Source organism: Deltaproteobacteria bacterium, assembly GCA_019308995.1.
Classification (GTDB): domain Bacteria; phylum Desulfobacterota; class Desulfarculia; order Adiutricales; family JAFDHD01; genus JAFDHD01.
On sequence record JAFDHD010000054.1, the window covers coordinates 1 to 21,871 of the forward strand.

The following is a 21,871-nucleotide window of genomic DNA, read 5'->3' on the forward strand; positions in this document are numbered from 1 at the left end:
CAGTCGAGCGCGCCATGCAGACCTATGCCCGGGTCTGGCGCTATCAGCGCTGGCAGCAGGCACAGGAAAAGCTGGCTAACGATTAAAAAAACGATGTTGACTTTATTTATTTGCCTCAGGGCTAAAGCACCGGGCTATTTTCACCTGGCACTTCGGGCAGCCAGACCTTGCTGAGAAAGCTCCTGCCTCTAATTCGCTTGACAACACCTATGGCCTTGGCTAATGTTCCTAATTGATATTTCTTTGCAGTCGGCAACCTTAAAATCCATTCAAATTTTCAGGAGGGATGCATGAGAAGAGGCCGCTGGTAAATCATTAATGCCAGGCCTCTTCGTTGAGAGCTGTCTTTTTAATTTTAATTTAGCCCAAATCCACTGACATTGTCAGTGGTGGGGTGTGGGGGCGGAGGCCCCACTCTTATAGCGAGCCAACATTGTTGGCGAGATAAAAATATAGATCAGAGATTTTTCCATTTCAGGCAAGGTGATCAGAGTATGTTGGACAAAACTTACAATATCATCATGAAAACCATGGTAGAGACCGGTCAGGCGCCGCATTACACGGACCTGGCTCAAGAATTGGGGGTCTCCATGGAGGAGGGAAGGCAGGCCCTTCACGACCTGTTTAACGCGGGGATACCGGGCTGGCTGTTCCCGAACACTGACTTTGTCACCTCTTTCGCGCCTTTCAACCACCTTCCAACCCAGTTCCGCATCACCATAGACGGGGAGCAGAAATGGTTTGCTCAATGAGCGTTTGAAGCGCTGGCAGTTTGCTGGCTTTTTCCTGGTAAAATCGTTCATATTGATACGCTCTGCCTGGATTGCGGCGAGCCGATCCATGTTGAGAATCGCGACGGGGAGATCTTGAAGGCCGATCCCGAAGGGCTGATAGGCTATGTGGCCGTTCCGTTTTCAAAATGGTTTCAAGACATCCCCTTTGCCTGAAGCACCATGCTTTTCTTCCGGTCGGAAGAACACCTTCGCAACTGGGCGCAGTTTGATCCGGCAACCATAGAGGGAGTCATTTCACTGCCTGATCTGGTCAAGCTTTTCTCTGGCAACTTTTTTCGCCGGCGGCTGGACCCGGATTATGTCTCCCATATGCGGGATTATGGCCGCGAGATGGTCGCGGTCCTTCAGGAGCTTGAGAAGGCCGGTTCCTTTTGGCAGTTACAGAGGTCATAATCTCAAGGGATTTAATCTTAAATAGTAATTTAACGAGCGTCTGAGCGTTTTTCGTTATCAGACGCAAAAAGGGAGTTCCTGATTCAATAACTCACCCTCTGGCCTATTCACATTTTTGTCCCAGTCTGGAGGGAGACTTGAAAGGGGAGGTCATTGTGTATGAATTAAAATATGACGAGGAAACCTGTGTGAAATGCGAGACCATTGATTGTCTGATGAAATGCCAGTATATGGATTTTGATCTGGAGACCGCCCGGGAGGAGAGGTTTCGTATCATTCGAGGCGAGGACTCCAGGGTACTCGAGGAGTGCGTCACCTGTTATGCCTGCGAGGAGTACTGCCCATACAACAACCATCCTTTTTACATGATCGTGGACCGTCAGGAGGAGAAGGAGGTCTGGCCGGTTCCACACCCTCTCACCAACCAGCAGCTTATCGTCATGGCGCCCCGGGGAAGGATTGTGCCTCAGAAGGTGCAGTCCCCGGTAATAAACATGTGTTCCTTCCCTATGCTGGTAGGCTCCATACGAGGCAAGCTCTTCGAGGGGGCCTCAACCATCGTGGGAACCGATATCTTCTGCAATATCATGTGGCTCCATTTCGCCAAAAACTCGGTTATTCGTGAACGCGTCCCGCAGATGATTGACAACATCTGGAACTTTTATCTCAAGGACAGCGGCGTGGATGAAGTTATCTGCTATCACGATGAATGTTATGGAACCTACACCCACCTGGCCCCGGCCTTCGGTATTAATGTTCCTTTCAAGTCCGTTCACCTTTTCGAGTACCTGACCCAAAGGCTGGATGAACTCAAGAATGAAATACGCCCCATTAATGAAAAGGTGGCCTACCAGCGCCCCTGCTCGAATCGCCTCATTCCTGAAACCCAGCACTGGGTGGATGATATCTTTGAACGGATCGGGGTTGATCGGGTGGATCGGGAGTATGACCGGGAGAACGCCTTGTGCTGCGCTGGCACCATCCAGGCCATGCAGCGGGATGAGCTGGCCGACGACGTCCAGAGAAGAAACCTCGACGACATGGAGGCTACCGGGGCCAAATACTGCGTCTTCAACTGTCCGGCCTGCTTTACCACCTTAAGTTACCAGGTGACGGAGCGAGGCATGACCCCGATCCTCATGAGCGATTTATGCCACCTCGCCCTGGGCGAATAAATGATAGGGGGTGAATGAATGGAAGAGATATACAAGGAACTGCAGAAGATTGTAGGGGCGGAATACGTTTCAAATCATGCGGAAGAGCGCTTTATGTATTCTCGCGACATGGGGACCATGCTGCCTTCTATGCCTGATCTGGTGGTCATGCCCGACTCTCCAGAGGAAGTCCAGAAGGTCGTGCAGCTGGCCAACCGGGAAGGCATCCCCATCGTGCCCATGGGGGGCGGGCTGGTCCTGTCCGGCTTAACCAGACCCTTAAAAGGCGGCATCGTTTTAGACATGAAGCGCATGAACCGTATCCTCGAGGTGAACGAGGTCAGCCGCTACGTCCTGGTGGAGGCGGGGACCTCTCAGGGGATGCTCCAGGCCTACCTTAAAAGGCATCATCCACGCTTGAAGCATTCCTGCCCTGATGCTCCGCCCATCGCCACCATCGGCGGTAACGTGCTCATTCACGGTTCAGGTCATCTTTCTCACGCGGCGGGTTTTCATTCTGATATGTGCAACGGGCTGGAGGTGGTGCTGCCTACCGGTGAGATCGCGCGGATCGGCTCCTGCTCCACCTCGCCCTACTGGTTTTCCCGGGCCCCGCTGCCTGATCTGGCCGGGCTCTTCATGGGCTGGGACGGAACGACGGGCGTGGTGACCAAATTGGCCATGAAACTTTACCCTGATCGGCCTTTTAACGATGCCAGGGTTTTTATTACCGCAGACCCGGACCTGGTGCCCGATGTCATTAACCGTCTGGCCGGCGCCCAGGTGGGAGAGGATTTGAACTCCGCTATTAACTATAGGCCGGGCAGGACAAATGTGTTTCCCATAGTCATCATCACTTATGGAGCCGAGACCAAGGAGGAGCTGACCTGGAAGAGGAATTTGATCCGGGAGTCGGTTCGGAAATACATTGACGAAAGAACCGGTGGCTTCGTGCCTTTTCCGCCTGATAGAAGGAAGGCTTTTTTGCAGGCGCCCAATACCATGCTGACGCAGTTTGCCGACGCCAGGAGGGGAGGTGGATTCGAGTATGTAGGCTCGATCATGCCGATTGAAATTTTTGGCGACGCCTATCGGGCCGGGGTTCAAATCTCGAACCGCTTCGATATCGTAAACGGCATGGGTGCCCGCGTTATCGGCCTGGCGCACTGTATGATGTTTTTCTTCGGCTACCCCTTCAACCGGGCCGATGAATCCGATGTAGAGCGGGCGCGGGAAGCCCTTGAAGCCAGTAATGAAGCGGCCTTGAAACTGGGCGGCATTCCCTGGAAGGCCGAAGCTCCGGCCCAGCAGCAGATTATCAAGCACATGGACCCCAACACTTTTGAACTCATGAACCGCATTCGATCGGTGCTCGATCCAAAAGGCATTATGAACCCGGGGAATTGGGAGGTGAACTAATGGAATACGCGGAAATACTTCACAGATGCTTCCGCTGCGGATACTGCAAGCTCCCCAGCGATTACACCGACCTGAACTGCCCGACCTATTTGAAGTTCCGATTCGAAACCTACTCCCCGGGCGGCCGGATGTGGCTGCTCCGGGCCTGGCTGAATGATGACATCAAAACCAGTCCCCGTCTGGCCGAGATTTTTTTTTCCTGCGCCAATTGCGGCAACTGCATTGAGCATTGCGTCTTCCCCGAGTTCAAGGCCGATCTGCTTAACGCCTTTGTCGCCGGGAAAGAAGAACTGGTCAATGAAGGGGCCGTCCCGCCTTCGGTCAGGGACTATCTCCAGGCCATGAGTTTGCACGGGAATCCCTATAAGCTGCCTGAGGCCGAACGCGGAAGCTGGGCCGAAGGGCTGGGGCTTGAACCGTATACGGACCAGGAGTACCTCTATTTTGTAGGATGCGCAGGCGCTTTTGACGAGCGTGGGCAGAAGATGGCCCGCGCCGTGGCAGGCCTGCTCAAGGATTGGGGTGTTTCATTCGGGATTCTGGGTGCAGAGGAGCGCTGTGATGGAAACGAAGTCAAATCGCTCGGAGAAGTGGGGCTCTTTGACAAACTGGCCAGGGAGAACATCCAGGTCTTACAGAACGCGGGTGTCGAAAAAATTATCACTCTCTCGCCGCACGGCTATCACGCCATAAAAAACGAGTACCCCGGGCTGGGTGGGGACTTTCAGGTCTATCATTACAGTCAGATCATGGGGTCGCTCATGGAAAAAGAAAAAGAATTTAAAAACGATAAGCCGCTCCGAGTTACTTTTCACGACCCATGTTATCTCGGGCGCCACAACTGGGAGTACCAGGCGCCCAGGAATGTCCTGAACGCGCTTCCCGGCGTCACATTCACGGAGATGGACAGAACCAAAGTCAATGCCCTTTGCTGCGGCGGCGGCGGAGGTAATTTTTATACGGATGTCATAGGGAGCGGCGTGGACAGTTCGGCGCGGATCAGGGTCCGTGAGGCCGCCGAGGTCGAGGCCGAAGTGCTGGCCGTGGCCTGCCCCAAGTGCGCCAAGATGCTCGAAGACGCAATCAAAGCCGAGGACCTGGATGAAAAACTCCGGGTCATGGATCTGGCCGAGATCGTGCAAACCCGTTTGGGGTGATTGACAATTTAACTTTCGATTGCAGATCCAGGGCGGGGGTGCTCTCCGCCCTTGCATTTCATATGGCCACGGAAACTGACTAGGTTAGGGAGATGAACGAGTTGATTCGACGGGCGCCTTTAAGGGAATACCTGACCGTCCGGGGTGGGCGCTACAAGGACTACAGAACTACGGAAAAGGCGATACTCGGTCGTGGCAAGAGAGAAGGAGACCCCTGGAAAAAGGCGCCGCTAGAATCCAACCCGACAAAAGGCACGTGAAATCGTTTTGTTACGCCCGCAGGCATTTTCAGACGGATTGCTTCCCGGATTAAAACAGAAAACCGAGGGCCGCGAACAGGAGACCAAGACATGGGAAAATACTCCATCCAGGCGTACACCGAAAGATGTACGGGCTGCTTAAGGTGCCAACTGGCCTGTTCTGATGCGAACGATAAGGTCTTTAACCCTTTTAAGGCCAGGATCCGCGTGGATGTGACGGGCCTGGACTGTTCGATTTTCTTTACTGAAGATTGCAATGAATGCGGGGTATGTGTGGACGCTTGTTTTTACGATGCCTTGCAGAAAACGGAAAGGGCGGCTGAAAAATGACAGGCGGAGGTTTTGCCGGAAAAGTTTTATATGTGGATTTGACTCACCGGGAGATAAAACAGGAGCCTTTGGACTCGGTGCTCTGCGAGAAATTCATCGGCGGACTGGGCCTGACGATCAAGCTCGCCTACGACCATATCAGACCCGGCACCGACGCCCTTGCCCCGGAAAATCCCATCGTTTTAGGGGCCGGTCCTCTGGTGGGCACGAATCTCCCGGCCACCTCAAGGGTGTACACCGTGACCAAGCTACCGACCAGCGGCGCCATCGGATGGTGCGGGGGCGGTGGGGTAAACTTCGGCTGCATGCTTAAAAACGCTGGATACGATCATGTCATCATTGAAGGGCAGGCCAGCCAGCCGGTTTTTTTGCAGATCATTGATGATGACATCCAGATCCTCGATGCTCGTTCCTTATGGGGCAAGGGAGTTGAGGAAACCTGTGAGGCCCTCTGGCAGGATTTCGGCAGGCCGGCCGGTGTGATCTCCATCGGTCAGGCAGGTGAAAACAAAGTTTTGTTTTCCATGGCCTACATTGACCGGCTCTCCACACTGGGGCGCGGCGGATTCGGCGCGGTCATGGGTTCCAAGAACCTTAAAGCCGTCATGGTCAAAGGCAGCCAGGGGATTGAGGTCGCGCATCGGGAGAAGTACAAAACCTTGAGCCAGGATTTATTTCAGACCATCCGCGAGTACCCATATCTCAAGGAGTGGCAGGAGCTGGGGCTGTTCAAGTCATTCCCCCTTGCCTCCAAAGATATCTATGACAAGATTAAAAAGAGACGCATCGCCTGCGTATCCTGTCCGGTTGGAGACAAGGACGTGGTCGAAATCCAGGACGGTGAATACAAAGGCCTGGTTAAATGCTCCACTTCAGCGGCCAACCTGTTCATGCCTCAAATCCACGGTCTCAAGGATTACCGCGAAGCGATCAAATGCGTCGCCGTCCTTGACGCTTACGGCCTGGATATGTTCGAGTTTTTTGGCATCATGGGCCTTGTCAAGGAACTGAGCCATCAGGGGATCATCCCCAGAAACCAGGTTGAAATTGAGATTGACCCGGGTTCACTTGAGTCCATGGAGGCCTGGGCCAGGAAGATAAGCTTCCGGGAAGGGTTGGGCGACATACTGGCCGATGGTTTCCAAGGCGTGCTGGATCGGTTCGGTGAAGAGGCAGAAAGGTATGCGCCGCCTCTGGTCAGGGGTATGCTTCCCTATGCCGGGCCGGGCGGTACATTGACCTGGAACCTTTTCGGGACGATGGAGCTGGGGCAGGCTCTGGACCCGCGGGGGCCTCATGTGGGCGCCAGCGGTTCGCCGACCTATTTTGCCCGGCGGCCTCTGGAGGTCTTTCCCCGCCATTTGACCCGGATGGGGGTTCCGCGGGAAGCCATTGCACGGATACTGCCAGGACTGGGCTCCCCGGATCAGGAGCCTGAATTAAAGGTCGGTCGGCTCCTCAGATATTCTCACCGCTGGTTCGTCATCCTGGGTTCAATGGGTATCTGCGCCAGGGCCCAGATCAACCGCTTCTATAACGCCTCCTTATGCGCTGATCTTTACGAAGCAGTTACAGGCGTCAAGACCGATCTCGATGACCTGAGAAAGCGGGTGGATCGCGTCTGGACGCTTCTAAGGCTGGCCAACCTCAGGGAAGGATTTGGCAGGCAGGACGACGCCCTGCCTGAGAAATGGTTTGGTAAATCCGGTTTTCAGGATTACATCACTGAAAAGCCCTTAAAACAGCAAGATGCGGAACAGATGGTTGAAGATTATTATGACGAATGGGGATGGGATCCGAAGACCGGGATCCCGACCGTCCAGAGACTTGAAGAACTTGACCTGACAGGTCTATAAATACCGCATCATCCTTAAAAAAAATTATTTGGCCGGATCGAATAGCAAAGTATTTTGAGGCGATTTAAGAGGGGAAGTTTTTTAAAGGCTTCCCCTTAAAAAACAGTGGAGGGATAAACATGAGCGACCATTACTATGCCAAGGACGGTTTGAAAAGCGTGGGGAAACTGGTGGAGCTTAAAAAGGACTTGGCCACTTCATTGATAACCTTTGACCAGAAAGCTTTTGAGGAGGGGGCGCTGTCAACTAAAATAAAGGAGCTGATCGCCGTGGGCGCCGCCCAAATCACCAGATGCCCTTTCTGCATTGACGGTCATGTCCAGAGGGCGAAAAAAGCCGGAGCCACGGACGAGGAGATTGCGGAGGCGGTCTTTGTGGGAATAACCATGAACGCCGGTGCTTCCTTTGCTCATTCCAGCATTGCCATGGATGCCTTGAAACGATAGAAGGCATTGCTCCTTTAAAGCCGAGGTTTGATCAAGTATCCATAAGGAGGCGTCTATGCACAGAGTCATGGTGCGCCCTGCGAGCTATGAAAACTGCCGCGAGGCAGTGGCTCATGCCTTTGATCTTTTTCCGGTGCAGGTCAAAGGGAAGAAGGTGCTTGTAAAGCCCAATGCGCTTCGGGCCTCGGACCCCGAACAGGGGATTGTCACTCACCCCGCCGTGCTTCGGGCTGTGGTCGAAAAGCTTGAGGAACTGGACCCTGCGGAAATCATCGTTGGCGACAATCCCGGTATGATGAGCTACGGCGCCAATGAAGAGACCTTTCAGAAGACCGGTCTCATGGAAGCGGCTAAGGGCCATTATTGCAACATAAGCTCCGAGGCCCTGGAGATTGATTTCGTCCCGAAGTTTCGCGATCGTATCAGCATCTCGCGGGCCGTGCTCGAGGCGGAGGTGGTTATTTCCGTTCCGAAGTTCAAGACGCATGGGCTGACGGTCATTACCGGCGCTATCAAGAACAGCTACGGTTTCATCCCCGGGGCGCTCAAGGCTGGTCTGCATCGCATAACCGGAAATGCTATGCGCTTCAGTGAGATGATGGTCGAGGTCTTTCGTTTAAAGGTGCCTGACTTTATTATTATTGATGCGGTTGTGGGCATGGAAGGGAATGGCCCGGCCTCAACCGATTTGCGGACGATCGGCCGCATCATGGCCTCAGATAACGCCGTGGCCCTGGATGCCACGATGGCCCGCATGATGGGCCTGGATCCTCAGAGCCTGCCTTTCCTTCAGATCGCCAAACAGCGCGGCCTGGGGGACTTTGATGCAGACTCGATCAAGATCCTGGGTGATCTGAAGGCCCTCCCCAATTTCAAGCTGCCGCCTTCAGTGCAGAAGGCCGAGGAAATGCCTACCGGCGCGGGTGAGTTTTTCTTAAGCCGCATCCGTTTGCGTCCAGAGGCTGACAAAGACCTTTGCACCGGCTGCGGAACCTGTATCGAACAGTGTCCGGTTTCTGCGCTTTCTCTGGAGGATGGCCTGCCAGAAGTTGATACCGAGATATGCATCGCCTGCTTCTGTTGCCAGGAAATGTGCCCCGAAATGGCGATCAGATTGTGTTGAGGCTGCATATCGGGATGAAGTTTGGGAATACTTTTAACATGACAAGGAGGTTCGGACCATGAAAATTCTGGGTCTAGTATGCAGTCCCCGTAAAGGGGGTAATACCGAGATACTGGTAAATGAAGCGCTGGAAGCGGCGCGAAAGGCTGGAGCCGAAACAGAGCTGATTCTGGTGGCCGACAAGAATATCGCTCCCTGCGACGGCTGCGGGTCATGTGTCAAGGATGGCGATTGCATCGTCGAGGATGATATGCAGCCGATCTATCAGCAGCTCGAACAGGCTGATGGCATCATCTTCGGCACACCGGTGTACTTTATTAACGTCAGCGCTCAGGCAAAGGCCATCATTGATAGAACATACGCCTTCTTAAGAACCCAGAAACTGAGAGGCAAAGTCGCGGCGGCCATTGTGGCGGTCAGGAGAGTGGGCGCGAGCCAGGTCCTGAGTTTGCTCTATAGTTATTTCGCCATTCAAAGAATGATCATCGCCGGGGGAGGCATTGGCTACGGCCGGGAAAAGGGTGAAGTCAGACAGGGGCCGGGCGGCTCCCCAACCCTCTCCGCCCTGGAGGAAGCCAGGGCTGTGGGCCGGAATGTGGTCCGCATGGTGCAGAAGCAGTATTAGGGGCCGGGCGGCTGGATTTTATTCCCTGATTTTAAAATGATGGAGGAGGACGTATGAATAATAAGGCGGTAAAGATGGAGATAAAAGACAGCATTTGTATCTTAACTTTAAATCAACCGAAAACACTCAATTCCATGAGCGACGAGATGGCTGAAGATTTCATTGTGGCACTCGAAAAAATAAAAGCCGATCCTGAACCGAAGGTAGTTGTTGTTACGGGCGCAGGCAGAGCTTTCAGCGCCGGAGGCAACCTGGACATGATATCAACGAGGATTGATGCCAGCCCCATGATGACCAAAAAATATGGTTTCGAGTTCTATAAATCTTTTCTCAGAATTATTGAGTTGCAAATTCCAACCATAGCCGCCGTAAATGGACATGCGATTGGCGCTGGGGCTTGCTTGGTCCTGGCGTGTGATATGAGATATGCGGCCGCCAGCAGCAGGATCGGTTTTACTTTTGCCAGAATTGGTCTGCATCCTGGCATGGGAGCCGAATATTTTCTGACAAGAACGATTGGCCGAGCGCGTGCTTTTGAACTGCTGATGACAGGTGACGTTATCACTGCCGATGAAGCCTGCCGCATTGGGTTACTCAATCGCGTCACCCCTCCTGAAGAGTTGATGGAGAGTGTGATGGAGCTAGCTGGCAAAATTGCGGCCATGCCGGTCCTGCCCATTAGAATGCTCAAAGAATCAATTGACGCCAGCATGAGAAGCAGTCTTGATGATACCTTGCGCCGGGAAGCCACATATCAGTCGCTGTGCTATCTCACCGGCGATTTCAAGGAAGGGATTGAAGCGGCGAAAGATAAACGAACGCCGCACTTCAAAGATGAGTATTGACAGATAATTTTTCAAGGGAGATGGAGTGATGAGGCTTACTTTTACCGAAGAGCAAAACAGGTTTCGTCAGGAAGTTCGTGATTTTCTGAAAGGGGAACTTGAAGCCGGTGCGTTTTCCATTGATATTGCAAGTCTTGTTGGCACAGTTTCGCAGGAGTTTTCTCGCAAGATGGCGCAGCGCAGCTGGATCGGAATCACCTGGCCTGAGCAATATGGAGGTCAGGGACGCGGTTATGTTGAAAAAATGATATTGGTTGAAGAACTCATGAGAGTCAAAGCCCCGGTCGGTTATCATTTTTTAGCGGACCGCCAGGTGGGGCCGGCTCTGATAAAATTCGGTTCAAACTGGCAAAAGGAATACTTCTTACCTCGCATCATTGAGGCGGATGACAGCATGCAGTTTTGCCTTCTATTCAGCGAGCCCAATGCCGGTTCCGATCTGGCCGCGGTATCTGCCAAGGCGGTCAAAGAAGGCGATTACTACGTTATAAATGGCCAGAAAGTCTGGACCACCGGGGGCCACACTGCCGATTACGGCTGGATGCTGGCACGAACAAACCTTGACAGTTCGATTCGCGGGCATGTGGCCTGCAGTGAATTCATCATTGATATGAAGTTGCCGGGCGTCACCGTCAGACCGCTCATAAATATGGCTGGGGAGCACAGCTTCAACGAAATATTTTTCGATGATGTCAAAATACACAAAAAATATCTGGTCGGGCAAGAGAATGCAGGCTTTAAGCAAATAATGGCTCAAATGGATTATGAACGGGCGGGCATAGAAAGACTGATGCAGAATTATCCGCTTTTTGAACAGCTCAAAAACCATGTCAAGGAAATGGACAAGAGCCGTGACAAAGGAAATTTTTACCCCTGGGTCAGGGATCAGCTGGCGCAACTGGAAATTGAGTATAACATCGGCCGACTCCTCTGCTATTACACCGCCTGGGTGGTTGATCAGGGTCAACAGCCGTCGAGTCAGGCCGCGCTGACCAAGGCCTATTGCACTCTCTATGAGCAGCGTCTTAATGATATGGTCACCAAGGTCATGGGCCCGCTGAGTCAAATTAAGCGCGGGGTTAAATGGTCCCCGTTCGGGGGGGATCTGGCCACCTGTTATCTATGGGGACCGAGTTACACTCTGCAAGGCGGTTCAGTGGAGGTCTTGAAGAATATAATTGCGCTCAGAGGTTTGGGCCTACCAAGAAGATAGATCGGCGCCCAAGCGATTGAACCTGCAAAGAGGTGAATAAAATGGATTTTAGCCTGAATGAGGAAACCGTTCTGTTAAAGAACAGCGTCGAGCGGTTCTTGCGAGAGAAGTGTCCCGCGTCTTTGGTCAAGGAATTGATCGAGGACGAGGAAGGCTTTTCAAAAGCCATATGGAAGGAAATGGCCGAACTCGGCTGGTTCGGTTTGATCTATGACCAGAAGTATGGAGGGTCCGAAGGCTCGTTTTTTGACCTGTTAATCCTTTTTGAAGAAATTGGAAAGGTTCTTCTCCCGAGTCCGTTTTTTTGCAGCGCCGTTTTATCCGGCCTGGCCATCAATGAAGCTGGAGACGCCGGACTGAAAGAGGAGTATTTACCGGGTATCGTTCGGGGCGAGAAAATCCTTACGCTGGCGCTCCTTGACGAACAGGGAAGATATGACGGTCATGATCCAGATATTGAGGCTGAAAAGACTCAGGATGACGCCTACCTTATTAACGGCGTCAGGCTGTTAGTCCCTTATGCCCATGTGTCTGACGAGATAATCCTTTGCGCTAATGTTAAGGATTCAGGATCCGGAGGGCCAACGCTTTTTATAGTTGACGCAAAAGCCGAAGGACAGGAAATCGTCTCATTAGATACCCTGGCCCAGGAAAAATTATTTGCTGTCATTTATAAGAATGTCAAGGTGCCTGCCGAAAATACCGTCGGAGCTGTGGGCCGAGGACATACTTATCTGGAAAAGGTTTTACCCAAGGCCGTTGTTCTTAAATGCGGGGAGATGTTGGGCGGCTTGCGGCGGGCGATGGAAATGACCGTTGCCTATGTGAAAGAGCGTGAACAGTTTGGCCGGCCTTTAGGGACTCTGCAGGTGGTTCAGCACTACTGCGCGGATATGGCGACTTATTTAGAGACAACCAGGCTGATCACTTATGAGGCGGCTTACCTGTTAAGTGAAGGCCTCCCCTGCGATAAAGAGATCGCCATGGCGAAAGCCTGGTGCAGCAATGCTTACCAAAAGACGACGCAGATCGCTCAGCAATTACATGGGGGTATCGGTTTTACAGAGGAACATGATCTGCATTTATACTATAAACACGCCAAGGCGTCTGAGCTTGACTTTGGTGGTTCCATGTTCCATCGCTCCAAAGTTGCAGATGAAATGGGTATTTGAAGATCGTTACAGGTAAAACCCTTTCCAACAATTTGTCAAAGTTGCAGCTGCCTTGGCGGCCGATAGCCATCTTTCTGGTCCTGGCTCTGATCCTGGCAGCCTGGGGATGGTTCTGGTCAACCACCAGCCACAGCAGCAGTGACACCCTCCCCAGCAGCCGCCATTTGTATCTTTCTTAAGAGAGCAGTTGAAGGTAACGAGGAAATAAAGCGGCCGGCTGAATTTCCCGACGAGTTGTTTTTTCTGCTTTGCCAGGCTCGCTCAAATTTGGGCCTTCTTAATGGGGCGGAATCGTTCCCATGTGCAGTGGAAACGCACCGGAAGGACGGTCATAAAAATATAGCCGGAGGGTTTCTTTGATGGCCGTGAAAGCCAGGTCGTCCCAGGCAATTTCATCCTTGCCAAAGAGCCTGACTTCCAGGCTTTCTTTACCAGGCTTAAAATCACGGTCAAGCAGGCGGGCGCGAAAGATGAGATAAACCTGGCTGATGTGGATGAGGTTAAAAACAGTGTAAAGCTCTGTAACTTCAACCCTAGCGCCTGCTTCCTCCAGCGTCTCCCTCCTGACTCCCTCTGATAAAGTCTCCCCGTTTTCCAGATAACCGGCTGGAAGGGTCCAGAGTCCGTAGCGCGGTTCGATGGCGCGGCGACAGAGCAGTATTTTGTCTTCCCATTCCGGGATGCAACCGACAACCATTTTGGGATTCTCATAATGAATGATATGGCAGGCATCACAGATATAGCGGGGACGGTCGTCACCCGGCGGGATACGCAGCGTTACCGGAGCTCCGCAGTTTCTACAAAAATTCATGGACTTTTAAACTCTCCTGGAGCATTTTTTCTCAGCTATCACAAGAGCTAGCTTTTTTCTTGCCTCTCATTTTAAAACATACCATATTTCTATTCCTGATTAAATAGAGCCCGCCTTGCTTTTGGGGAGCCGATTGCCAGCCGTCAGGCCATTGCCTTCATGTTGGCCGAGCAGGCCATGAAGGTCGTGGACTACGGGGTTCAGATATTGGGTGGAAGGCCTGGCCACCGGGTCATGAGCGACCTTGCCAGGCACGCCTCAAGTCGTGTTCGCAAAAGACAGATTAAAGTTCGATGCATCCGCACAGGAGGATTAAATGATCAATTGTAGGTCAGGGTGCGAAGCTCCCTGACACAAATTGTCAGGGAGACCCGTTTCCCCGGGCCACCCCTGAGCCCTTTCCGGATCAAGTACGTGCTTATTATTAAATTGCGGTTGGTTTGATCAGGCTACTTGATTTCGACTTGATTGACTTGACGCCGGGCCGTGCATATCGAGGCTGTTACGGAATTGAAAAAGCTTTTTTTCCCGCGCCGTAACCTCACGAAGGCGTCTGCTCGTGCGCTCGCGGCGGAAGGCCAAGCTGAAGGATATTTCTTTTTTCAGTTTTTTAAGGCAGCTCATAGACCAATTACCATGTCACATTAATGGCTGGGGTTGTTTCAGCCCCTGTTAATCCTGCAGAGGTACTTGACCAGGATTCTTCTTTCATAAAGGGATAAGGAAAAATAAAAAGGACTCATCATCAGGACTCTGATGATTTGCTGTTTCGTCATTAGGCGCGACTCCTTTACTTAAATTTATTCCTGTCTGCCTTTGCTTTACCATTGGTGTGGCTTTGTCCGGAAGACGTTATTTCTGACTGTTATTAGACCTCTGCTCAAACTTATTGTAAATACGAAGAAAGTAGTATTTTTTTATCTTTTTTACTGGCACTTAAGTATGAGGGGCGGATTTTTTTGGTCTTTTTTCTAGCACTAAAGTATTAGCAGGAATTCAGCTGAAGATTGAAATGAGATAAATCAGGTAAGAGGCATGTAACATCCAGGTATGCCGACTTAAGTCTTGACTCGCATCCTGTCAGCTTTGAAGCGGTCGGTTATGGATATAAAGGTTGCAACTGACCCTGTCCGGGTCTTTATTGTCTGGCTTCCTGCGTCCTTTTCCAATCGGCATAACGCATCACGGCGGCCATGGCCTCTACGGTGCGTTCTGGAGTGGAATAAAAAGGAATATCGTTTTTCATGAGATAACTCACGGCGGCATCGGTATAATCGCTGAAAGAAGTAACAATGACCGGACATGACATCTTTTCTTTTAATTCGATTAACTCCTGATACATTTTGATCATTTGTGATTCTAAAGCTGAAATGTCAACCGGCGATATATCGAGAGCTTCCTGCCTCAGGTTTTTTGTGAACCCTAAACCGCCCACACCGTGGATCAGGACTGCATCCACTTCTCCAGCCTTGAAAATCGTTCTGGGAATCGTATCAATCATGGCTTGAAGATTGGTACTGTATGTCAAGTCCACCGGATTCGCAGCGGAGCCGGTCTTAGGCACCATGGGTGTGATTTCATCCTGAATTTTTTTTGAAAATAAAGGCACCTCGATGTTGTTACGGGCGCAGGCGTCAGCCATGGAGGTCACCGGTCCGCCGGAATGGCTGAGAATACCGACCCGGCGGCCTTGAGGAATCGGGGTCGTGGCCAGAGCCCACGCCCAGTCAAAAAGACGTTCCATGCTTGGAGCTCTGATGATGCCGCACTGCCGAAAGGCGTTATCATAGATGATGTCATTACCGCCCATGGCGCCGGTGTGGCTGGCGCCTGATCTGGCCCCGGCTTCGGTGCCGCCGACATAGTAGGCTACGATCGGCTTCTTCATCGAAACCCGTCTTGCAACTTCGACGAACTCCCGGCCGCGCCTGATGACTTCGATGTATAAGACCACGACTTTTGTTTCCGGGTCCTGGCCGAGGTATTCGAGGCCGTCCACCATATCAATATTAGCTTCGTTGCCGAGACTGACGGCCTTGGAATAACGAATATTTCGCATGGCAAGATAGGGTAAGACCTGGGTGACGTAAGTGCCTGAATGGCTGAGGACACCCATGGGCCCCGGGCCAACGAGATAGGGGAAAACGGTCAGGTTGAAATTTCGTTTGGCGTTTATAACACCGATACAGTTTGGCCCGATAAAACGGATCTGGTAGCGCCGGGCAATGGCCTTTAATTCTTCTTCGAGCTTTTCCCCTTCCTGACCGCGCTCCTTGAATCCGCCGCTGATCACAACGGCGTGTTTAATTCCTTTACGTCCGCACTGATCCATGATTTCCAGCACGATACGGGTCGGCACAACCAGTACCGCCAGGTCTGGGACCTCAGGCAACTCCCCAATCGTTTTATAAGCCGGTATCCCTAAAACAGTTTGCTCTTTGGGATGAATCGGCCAGACCTTGCCTTCAAATGGCTCATTAATAAGATGGGTAATCTGGTTGGTGCCCATGGTCAGGGGATTATTCGAAGCGCCGAAAAAAGCAATTGATTTTGCGTTCATTATCGTGTGGAGCGGATTTTCATTCATCGTCTCATTTCCTCTAAGAAAGTAGCTGTTTTTAACTGGGCGGTAGTATATGGAGTAGGGCGCCTGCATGTCAAGCAGAAGAATCCGGATATACATGATAACCGGATATTTAAGCAGGGTGGTTGCGCCGCCTGGAACACAAAAGCCCCTGAATATGCCATTAAAATAAATGCGAATCCATTTTGGCCACAGCGTCATGATGATCGTCCTTTGTGTTCTCATATGCATCCTGCGCATGTTTCTGTTCGTTATCTAATTATGGATGATCTTTTTTACAAAATACCGTTAAAGACGCTTCTTTTTATTTTTTAAGTTCACAGAATTACTTTACATATTTTCTTCACAAATATATAATTTAGACTGTGAACTTCACTTTTTTTTAAGAAAGGAGATTCTGCATGAGCACTGAGGGTGAAAGCCTTGTGTCCATTAATGAAGGGGCCCGGATTTTAGAAGTTTCACGCCGAACCATCTACACATATGTCAAGGAAAACAAGCTGTCTCTGGTAAAAAAGAAAAACCGTTCCTTTCTCAAGCGGGATGAAATTAGTCAGTTTAAGGAGTCAAGAATATCAACAGAGAGAAGAAAGAAGCCCGGTCCGCCCCGACAGGTTTCTTTTGACCCTGACAAGTATGTCTTGATTGAGAAGAAGCATTATGAAGGGTTACTCATTCGTCTGGCGCAGCTCGCGACTGAAGCCGGTAATTTAACGGAAAAAAAGATATTTTTACTTGAAGATCTGCGAAGAAAAAAAGAAGGTGTTTTGGATCGTATTTTAGGATTCTTCATAAAGTAAAGAGGTGTTTGACTTGTCCGGTCAGTGAAAAACACGGATCAGGTGAGCTCATGGCAAATGAGAGGATTAATTCCCGCGGCGATGCCCAATACCTTTCGCGGGCAGTGTTCTGGCCCTGGATCTGGGTTGTGATTTTTGGGATTGCCTTCGCCTGGGTTGAAAGTGCGGCGGTCGTTTATCTCCGTGAAATTTACTTCAACGGTTCCTTTGAATTTCCCATCGTTACCGTGTGGGAGGATGGCAGGCGCGTCGTGGATGAACTCGGGCGCATCGAGTTCGGGCGTGAGGTCGCAACAATTATTATCCTGGCCGCGGTGGGTTGCATTACCGGAAGGAATGCCTTACAGAAATTCTGTTTTTTTATAATTGCGTTTGGTGTCTGGGACATTTTCTACTACATCTGGCTTCGGGTTATGATTGACTGGCCTGAAAGCCTCATGACATGGGACCTTTTGTTTTTTATACCTCTGCCTTGGGTTGGTCCGGTGATAACGCCGGTCTTGATTGCCTTGGCGCTGGTCATGTTCGGAACAGTCCTTGTTCATTATGACGAAAAGGGGTTTGCCATCGCCTGGCGCTGGTTTGACTGGGCCATTGAAATAACCTGCGGTCTGCTGCTGGTCTTGGCTTTTTGCTGGGACTGGAAGAACATCATCCGCCTGCCCGACGGCGTTCCTCGCGACGGCATTCCGAACCCGTTTTTCTGGTGGCTCTTTTTGCCGGTATATCTTTTTGCGGTAGCCTACTTTGCCTTCAGGTTCAAGAAGATCGTTTCCGCTGGCCGCTCTCGGAATTAGACCAGTCTCTTAGCGGGTGTTCTTTCACGTTAGGCTGTAAGCCTGATCCTCTCCCCTTGGATTTCGACGGTCGTCCTGGAATAGGTGCTCTTGCGTATGATTTTTCCATCCTTAAAATGGATGACATCCACGCCATACCTGCGTTCCGGCTTTCCTTCATAGTTTTTTTCGGTCGAGGGCCAGTCAAGGTGCCACTGATAGAGGAGTTTCTGCTCGGTTTCATCAATAAAGAGGTCCTCAGCCGTGAATTTGAAACCACCGTGGTCTGCGAACCATGGTGTCCATGCTTGCCGCAGGGCCTCCCGGCCTTGCGCTCTTCCTCCGGTCCAGTTTTCAAAGAGGCCGTCCTCATGAAAAAGTTCCATGACCCCATCAAGGTCGTGGTTGTCCCAGGCATGGCCCCATTGAGCCATGGCCTCTTTGATTTCTTCTCGTGAAAGTCCCATCTGCCTCTCCTTCTTTTAAGAAAAATTGATCATGGTATGGTATTCAATATTTTGCCTCGGCCGATTCTGGCCCGGAGCCGAAGGCTGAACTTCTTCAGCCCCAGTGAGGTCGTTCAGCCGTCCAGTCACTAACGGTTTTTCGCAGCCACTCTTCCAGACCCCCGGTCATATAGAATCTTGGAAAGAGAAGGTCATCATTCGGCTCAATAATATTATCCCTGACCGCGATTCTGGCAAGTGCGGTGTAAGGATAAATGCGGATGCCTATGGTGATTTTCACAGACTCTAAGTCTAATGAATCGGTAAATTCCAGGCTTTCTTTAACCGTCTTTTTATTTTCACCTGGGCCTCCCAGTAATAAAAATCCCATCTGTTGAATGCTATATTTTTTAAACCATCCTGAAATCTGGCGTACATCTTCGGGTTGAAACTTCTTGTTCATGATCTTGAGGATTTTGCTTGAACCGCTTTCAGACCCCAGACTGATGCCTCTGCATCCAGCCCTGGCCATCTTCTCCACCAGTTCCTCATCCATCTTCCATGGGTAGACAATACAGGTCCAGGATACGCTTATCCCAGCGGCTATTATTTGGTCGCAAAGCGCCTTGGCATATGAAGTCGGCAGATTGAAAATATTGTCAACAAAGGCAAAACGTTTAAAGCCTGCTTCCACATACCGGCGCATTAGCTCCACGACCCGCTCAGGGGAACGACGGCGCGTCATCCGTCCCTCAATGATCGCCGTGGAGCAGTAGTTGCAATCCATGGAACATCCCCGCCGCGTCTGCACTGGAATCCAGGTCCGCTGGTCCTTTAAAGTGGAAGGAATCCAGGGTGGGTCCTCGGGAAGCGGCAGAAGGCAATCGTCCAGGCTCCTTAAAAGCCTGACCTTACCTTGAAGGCCGCCTTCCGGGAGATATAGTCCAGGAATCCCTGAGAGATCGGCCTTGCGATGAAGCCGCTCCAGGAGCGTAATAAAAGCTATTTCGCCTTCCCCCTGGATACCCATGTCAGCCTTGAGATAATCCAGCGCGCTTTGCGGGTAGATGCTGTAACCCGCACCTCCGAGGATGATAGGGGCATGAGAAAGACCTTGGCATCTGGTAACGATTTCTTTGATTGAATCCAGGAGAAATTTTGGGTTTTCCATGGTCTGGTCATCAATATTTCTGACCGATATTCCAATGGCCTCAGGTTCGAAGGCTTCGATGATCTCTTTGAGCGCTGTCAGGCTATCCTGCTCAGCCATAAGGGTTTTCAGATTTACGTCATGTCCGGCTCTTTGAGCTGCCGCGGCGACGCAGGCCAGCCCTAGAGGTAAAACAGGCATGCCGGTCTGCTCTGTATCGGCAGACACCAGGAGAACCTTCATCTATGAATACCCTTCATCTACTTTTTTTCGGTTTGTTATTTCTCTCTCAGATCCTTTGTTTTATGGCGCGCCCCTTGCAGAAAAGGGATTAATATTCGATTGGTGTTGCTTTTCTTTTTTTGAGGACTGGAATTGAAAGCCAGTATTTTCATGATGCTTTCCTTGTTGTTTATGCTAAGCCTCTTTATCCAGGCCGACTTCGTCGCCCGCCGTGAAGTAAATAAAGACCAGGATCATGATCAGTTGTAGGTCAAGGTGCGAAGCTCCCTGACACAAAACATGGTTAATATTGTCAGGGAGACCAGCTTCGCAGGCCACCCTGACCTACAAGGCAGCTTTAAGGGGCTGATTCAGGAACAAGGTAAAAGGACGTTGGTTAAATCTCCTTTTGATGTGGAGTGAGTATAGGAAACAAAGGCGGGGGTGTCAAACTTCAATGCGCAAGGAACGGCATCCCAGACCCTGTTGCGAATTGCAGGGGAACTCGGCTGACTCAAAGATTCTATAGGGTGAACTCGATAGTGAAAATGGCCCCGCGTTTTCCAATGTTGGCCACGGAGATGCTCCCGTTGTGGTCCTCGACCACCTTGCGGGCGTTCGCCAGGCCCAGGCCCTGTCCTCTTTTTTTGCCAGAGACAAAAGGGGTAAAGATGCGGGGCAGGATATGAGAAGGGATGCCCTGGCAGTTGTCCTCAAAGGTTAAAAGGACTCGGTCCGGTGTTTTTTCAAGCCTGATCACGATATGGCAGTTCCGGCCGCAGGCTTCGACACTATTCCTGATCAGGTTTTCGACGACCGTGCCGAACCAGTCCTTATCTACCAGAAAGCCGCATTCATCTTCAGGCAGGTGCATTTCAAACGCGACCTTCCGTTCATAGTCGGCCCGGCGCTGGAGCGAGGCCAGTTTATCCCTCACGGCCTGGACAAGGTCCATGTCACGGTGCAGGGTGAGTTCCGGCTGGTTGAAAAGGGAAAAGTTCTTGAGCAAAGTCTCAATCTGTCTCGAGTTGTCCCGGGCCATGATTAGGCTTTTTTTCTCTGTCTTGAGGTCAAATGCCTCAGGACTTTTTTTCAGCCGTTTCAGAATGAGGTTCAGGAAGCCGGAAACGCCGACGTTGAGGGAACGGATATCATGGGCAATCGAGGTCGAATGGCGCCCCGAGAGCACCAGGTTCCGGTTTTCGTCATAATACTGGCTCAGCTTGTCCCGGTATTCCTTGATGGAAATAATCAGGCCGGCCAGGGCTGAATAGTCCTTCAGAGCGGCAACGACATCCGGGGAGAACGGCCCGGCGCCCTCCTTCTTGTCAACCACCAGCACATATTTGGTCCGGTCCTCCGGGACATCCTCTTCAGTAAATTCGATGGGGAAGGCGGCGCGGGCGTATTCTCCTTCCTTGAAACGGGTGGTGGCGTATCCATCAACCCGGGAGGCAATGATAACCCGGTCTTCAATAACCGCATCCCCGGTAATGGTCTGAGGCTTGATAACCAGAGATTTTTCCTCCGGGTCCACGGCCTCCATGTCGCGCTTGCTGGAAGCCCGCAGGAAGAGCCGGTTTTCGATAAAATCCACCTCGTAAACTCGCGCTTCGATCAGGCCCGGTTCCAGTTCCTTGGCCGCCCTAGCCACATGGGAAAGGAAGTCATCCATGTCGAGCTTCGGCTCGAGAATGCGAGCCATGAGGCTGCGGAGGTCGGTTACGATTGATTGATAGAGGTCCTGCATGAAACGGCTGCCTTTAAAGTTTGGTAGCAGATAGGGGCCAACCCTTTAAATAATAGGGCGGGGATAAACCCCGCTCCTACTCTAAAACTCTAAATTGGTATTGTAGGGGCGGGGTTTATCCCCGCCCGTATTTTTACGATGACTATAAATCGGTATGACCATTGATGACTTTTTCAGTATCCTTCGCAATGAAGATAGGCCTGAAATTTATAACCGGCCTTTCATATGTCAATAAAGCCCAGACTACTAAGAACGCGCTTATAAACAACGGGTCATATATAATATAAAAAAACGTGCAAATTCAATGGGTTTCATACTAGTAAATCCTGAAACAGAAAAAATAGTTTGTTAGAAGCCCTTCGCTTTCGCTCTGGACAGGCTCCGCTACGCAACCCACCATTCTATCAAATGGGCTATAGGTCCATGAAACGACCTTGATCCTGATGGGTGCTTGGTGCAGCAAAGACTGAGACCAAAACCAATAGAAACTACGGACGCGGTATTGAAGGTGGTAACGTCCCAAGCGAGAAAAAGTCGCCAAAACG

General features: G+C 51.2%; 22 protein-coding genes. 16 read left to right on the top strand and 6 right to left on the bottom strand.

The window, feature by feature from the left end:
• Positions 1–494 precede the first annotated feature (494 nt).
• The 14 genes from JRI95_10225 (at position 495) to JRI95_10290 (ending at position 12,787) form a co-directional block, all read left to right on the top strand.
• Entirely contained in the window at positions 495–752 is a 258-nt protein-coding gene (locus tag JRI95_10225; GenBank protein MBW2061922.1) for a hypothetical protein, read from the top strand.
• 201 nt (positions 753–953) lie between these two features.
• Positions 954–1,187 carry a hypothetical protein gene (locus JRI95_10230; GenBank protein ID MBW2061923.1) on the top strand — a complete coding sequence of 78 codons (234 nt, stop codon included), beginning with the start codon at positions 954–956 and terminating at the stop codon, positions 1,185–1,187.
• A gap of 215 nt (positions 1,188–1,402) precedes the next feature.
• Positions 1,403–2,362 carry a (Fe-S)-binding protein gene (locus tag JRI95_10235; protein ID MBW2061924.1) on the top strand — a complete coding sequence of 320 codons (960 nt, stop codon included), beginning with the start codon at positions 1,403–1,405 and terminating at the stop codon, positions 2,360–2,362.
• 18 nt (positions 2,363–2,380) lie between these two features.
• On the top strand, positions 2,381–3,760 hold the full coding sequence (locus tag JRI95_10240; GenBank protein MBW2061925.1) for an FAD-binding oxidoreductase: 1,380 nt from the start codon (positions 2,381–2,383) through the stop codon (positions 3,758–3,760).
• Positions 3,760–4,917: a (Fe-S)-binding protein gene (locus JRI95_10245; protein MBW2061926.1), complete on the top strand. Its 1,158-nt coding sequence runs from the start codon at positions 3,760–3,762 to the stop codon at positions 4,915–4,917. The genes JRI95_10240 and JRI95_10245 overlap by 1 nt, the downstream gene beginning before the upstream one ends.
• Before the next feature lie 92 nt (positions 4,918–5,009).
• A complete protein-coding gene (locus JRI95_10250; protein ID MBW2061927.1) occupies positions 5,010–5,177 on the top strand; it encodes a hypothetical protein in 168 nt (55 codons plus the stop codon).
• 90 nt (positions 5,178–5,267) lie between these two features.
• Positions 5,268–5,507 (top strand): 4Fe-4S binding protein, encoded by a 240-nt coding sequence (locus JRI95_10255; GenBank protein ID MBW2061928.1) that lies wholly within the window; start codon positions 5,268–5,270, stop codon positions 5,505–5,507.
• Positions 5,504–7,363, top strand: coding sequence for a hypothetical protein (locus tag JRI95_10260; protein ID MBW2061929.1), 1,860 nt, complete (start codon positions 5,504–5,506; stop codon positions 7,361–7,363). Before JRI95_10255 ends, JRI95_10260 begins: the two co-directional genes overlap by 4 nt.
• 119 nt (positions 7,364–7,482) lie before the next feature.
• Positions 7,483–7,809, top strand: a complete 327-nt coding sequence (locus JRI95_10265; protein ID MBW2061930.1) for a carboxymuconolactone decarboxylase family protein — start codon at positions 7,483–7,485, stop codon at positions 7,807–7,809.
• A 55-nt stretch (positions 7,810–7,864) separates the two neighbouring features.
• Positions 7,865–8,932 carry a DUF362 domain-containing protein gene (locus JRI95_10270; protein ID MBW2061931.1) on the top strand — a complete coding sequence of 356 codons (1,068 nt, stop codon included), beginning with the start codon at positions 7,865–7,867 and terminating at the stop codon, positions 8,930–8,932.
• A 58-nt stretch (positions 8,933–8,990) separates the two neighbouring features.
• Positions 8,991–9,557 carry a flavodoxin family protein gene (locus JRI95_10275; GenBank protein ID MBW2061932.1) on the top strand — a complete coding sequence of 189 codons (567 nt, stop codon included), beginning with the start codon at positions 8,991–8,993 and terminating at the stop codon, positions 9,555–9,557.
• A gap of 53 nt (positions 9,558–9,610) precedes the next feature.
• A complete protein-coding gene (locus JRI95_10280) occupies positions 9,611–10,402 on the top strand; it encodes an enoyl-CoA hydratase/isomerase family protein (GenBank protein MBW2061933.1) in 792 nt (263 codons plus the stop codon).
• A 28-nt stretch (positions 10,403–10,430) separates the two neighbouring features.
• Positions 10,431–11,615, top strand: a complete 1,185-nt coding sequence (locus JRI95_10285; protein MBW2061934.1) for an acyl-CoA dehydrogenase family protein — start codon at positions 10,431–10,433, stop codon at positions 11,613–11,615.
• 41 nt (positions 11,616–11,656) lie between these two features.
• Positions 11,657–12,787: an acyl-CoA/acyl-ACP dehydrogenase gene (locus tag JRI95_10290; GenBank protein ID MBW2061935.1), complete on the top strand. Its 1,131-nt coding sequence runs from the start codon at positions 11,657–11,659 to the stop codon at positions 12,785–12,787.
• A gap of 277 nt (positions 12,788–13,064) precedes the next feature.
• On the opposite strand, the gene JRI95_10295 is transcribed toward JRI95_10290, so the two are convergent.
• The 3 genes from JRI95_10295 to JRI95_10305 form a co-directional block, all read right to left on the bottom strand.
• Positions 13,065–13,598 carry an NUDIX hydrolase gene (locus tag JRI95_10295; GenBank protein MBW2061936.1) on the bottom strand — a complete coding sequence of 178 codons (534 nt, stop codon included), beginning with the start codon at positions 13,596–13,598 and terminating at the stop codon, positions 13,065–13,067.
• Positions 13,599–13,697: 99 nt separating this feature from the next.
• Positions 13,698–13,853 (bottom strand): hypothetical protein, encoded by a 156-nt coding sequence (locus JRI95_10300; GenBank protein MBW2061937.1) that lies wholly within the window; start codon positions 13,851–13,853, stop codon positions 13,698–13,700.
• Positions 13,854–14,736: 883 nt separating this feature from the next.
• Positions 14,737–16,383: a CoA-binding protein gene (locus tag JRI95_10305; GenBank protein ID MBW2061938.1), complete on the bottom strand. Its 1,647-nt coding sequence runs from the start codon at positions 16,381–16,383 to the stop codon at positions 14,737–14,739.
• 200 nt (positions 16,384–16,583) lie between these two features.
• Between JRI95_10305 and JRI95_10310 the strand changes: the two genes are divergently transcribed.
• Positions 16,584–16,982, top strand: coding sequence for a helix-turn-helix domain-containing protein (locus JRI95_10310; protein ID MBW2061939.1), 399 nt, complete (start codon positions 16,584–16,586; stop codon positions 16,980–16,982).
• A 50-nt stretch (positions 16,983–17,032) separates the two neighbouring features.
• The gene (locus JRI95_10315; GenBank protein MBW2061940.1) at positions 17,033–17,779 is read left to right on the top strand and encodes a hypothetical protein; all 747 of its coding nucleotides are present in this window, start codon (positions 17,033–17,035) and stop codon (positions 17,777–17,779) included.
• Positions 17,780–17,808: 29 nt separating this feature from the next.
• Here JRI95_10315 and JRI95_10320 read toward each other — a convergent pair whose 3' ends face one another.
• From JRI95_10320 to JRI95_10330, 3 genes are all read right to left on the bottom strand, one after another.
• Entirely contained in the window at positions 17,809–18,225 is a 417-nt protein-coding gene (locus JRI95_10320) for a nuclear transport factor 2 family protein (protein ID MBW2061941.1), read from the bottom strand.
• 94 nt (positions 18,226–18,319) lie between these two features.
• A complete protein-coding gene (locus tag JRI95_10325; GenBank protein ID MBW2061942.1) occupies positions 18,320–19,597 on the bottom strand; it encodes a radical SAM protein in 1,278 nt (425 codons plus the stop codon).
• A 502-nt stretch (positions 19,598–20,099) separates the two neighbouring features.
• Positions 20,100–21,326, bottom strand: coding sequence for a HAMP domain-containing histidine kinase (locus JRI95_10330; GenBank protein MBW2061943.1), 1,227 nt, complete (start codon positions 21,324–21,326; stop codon positions 20,100–20,102).
• Between the last annotated feature and the right edge of the window lie 545 nt (positions 21,327–21,871).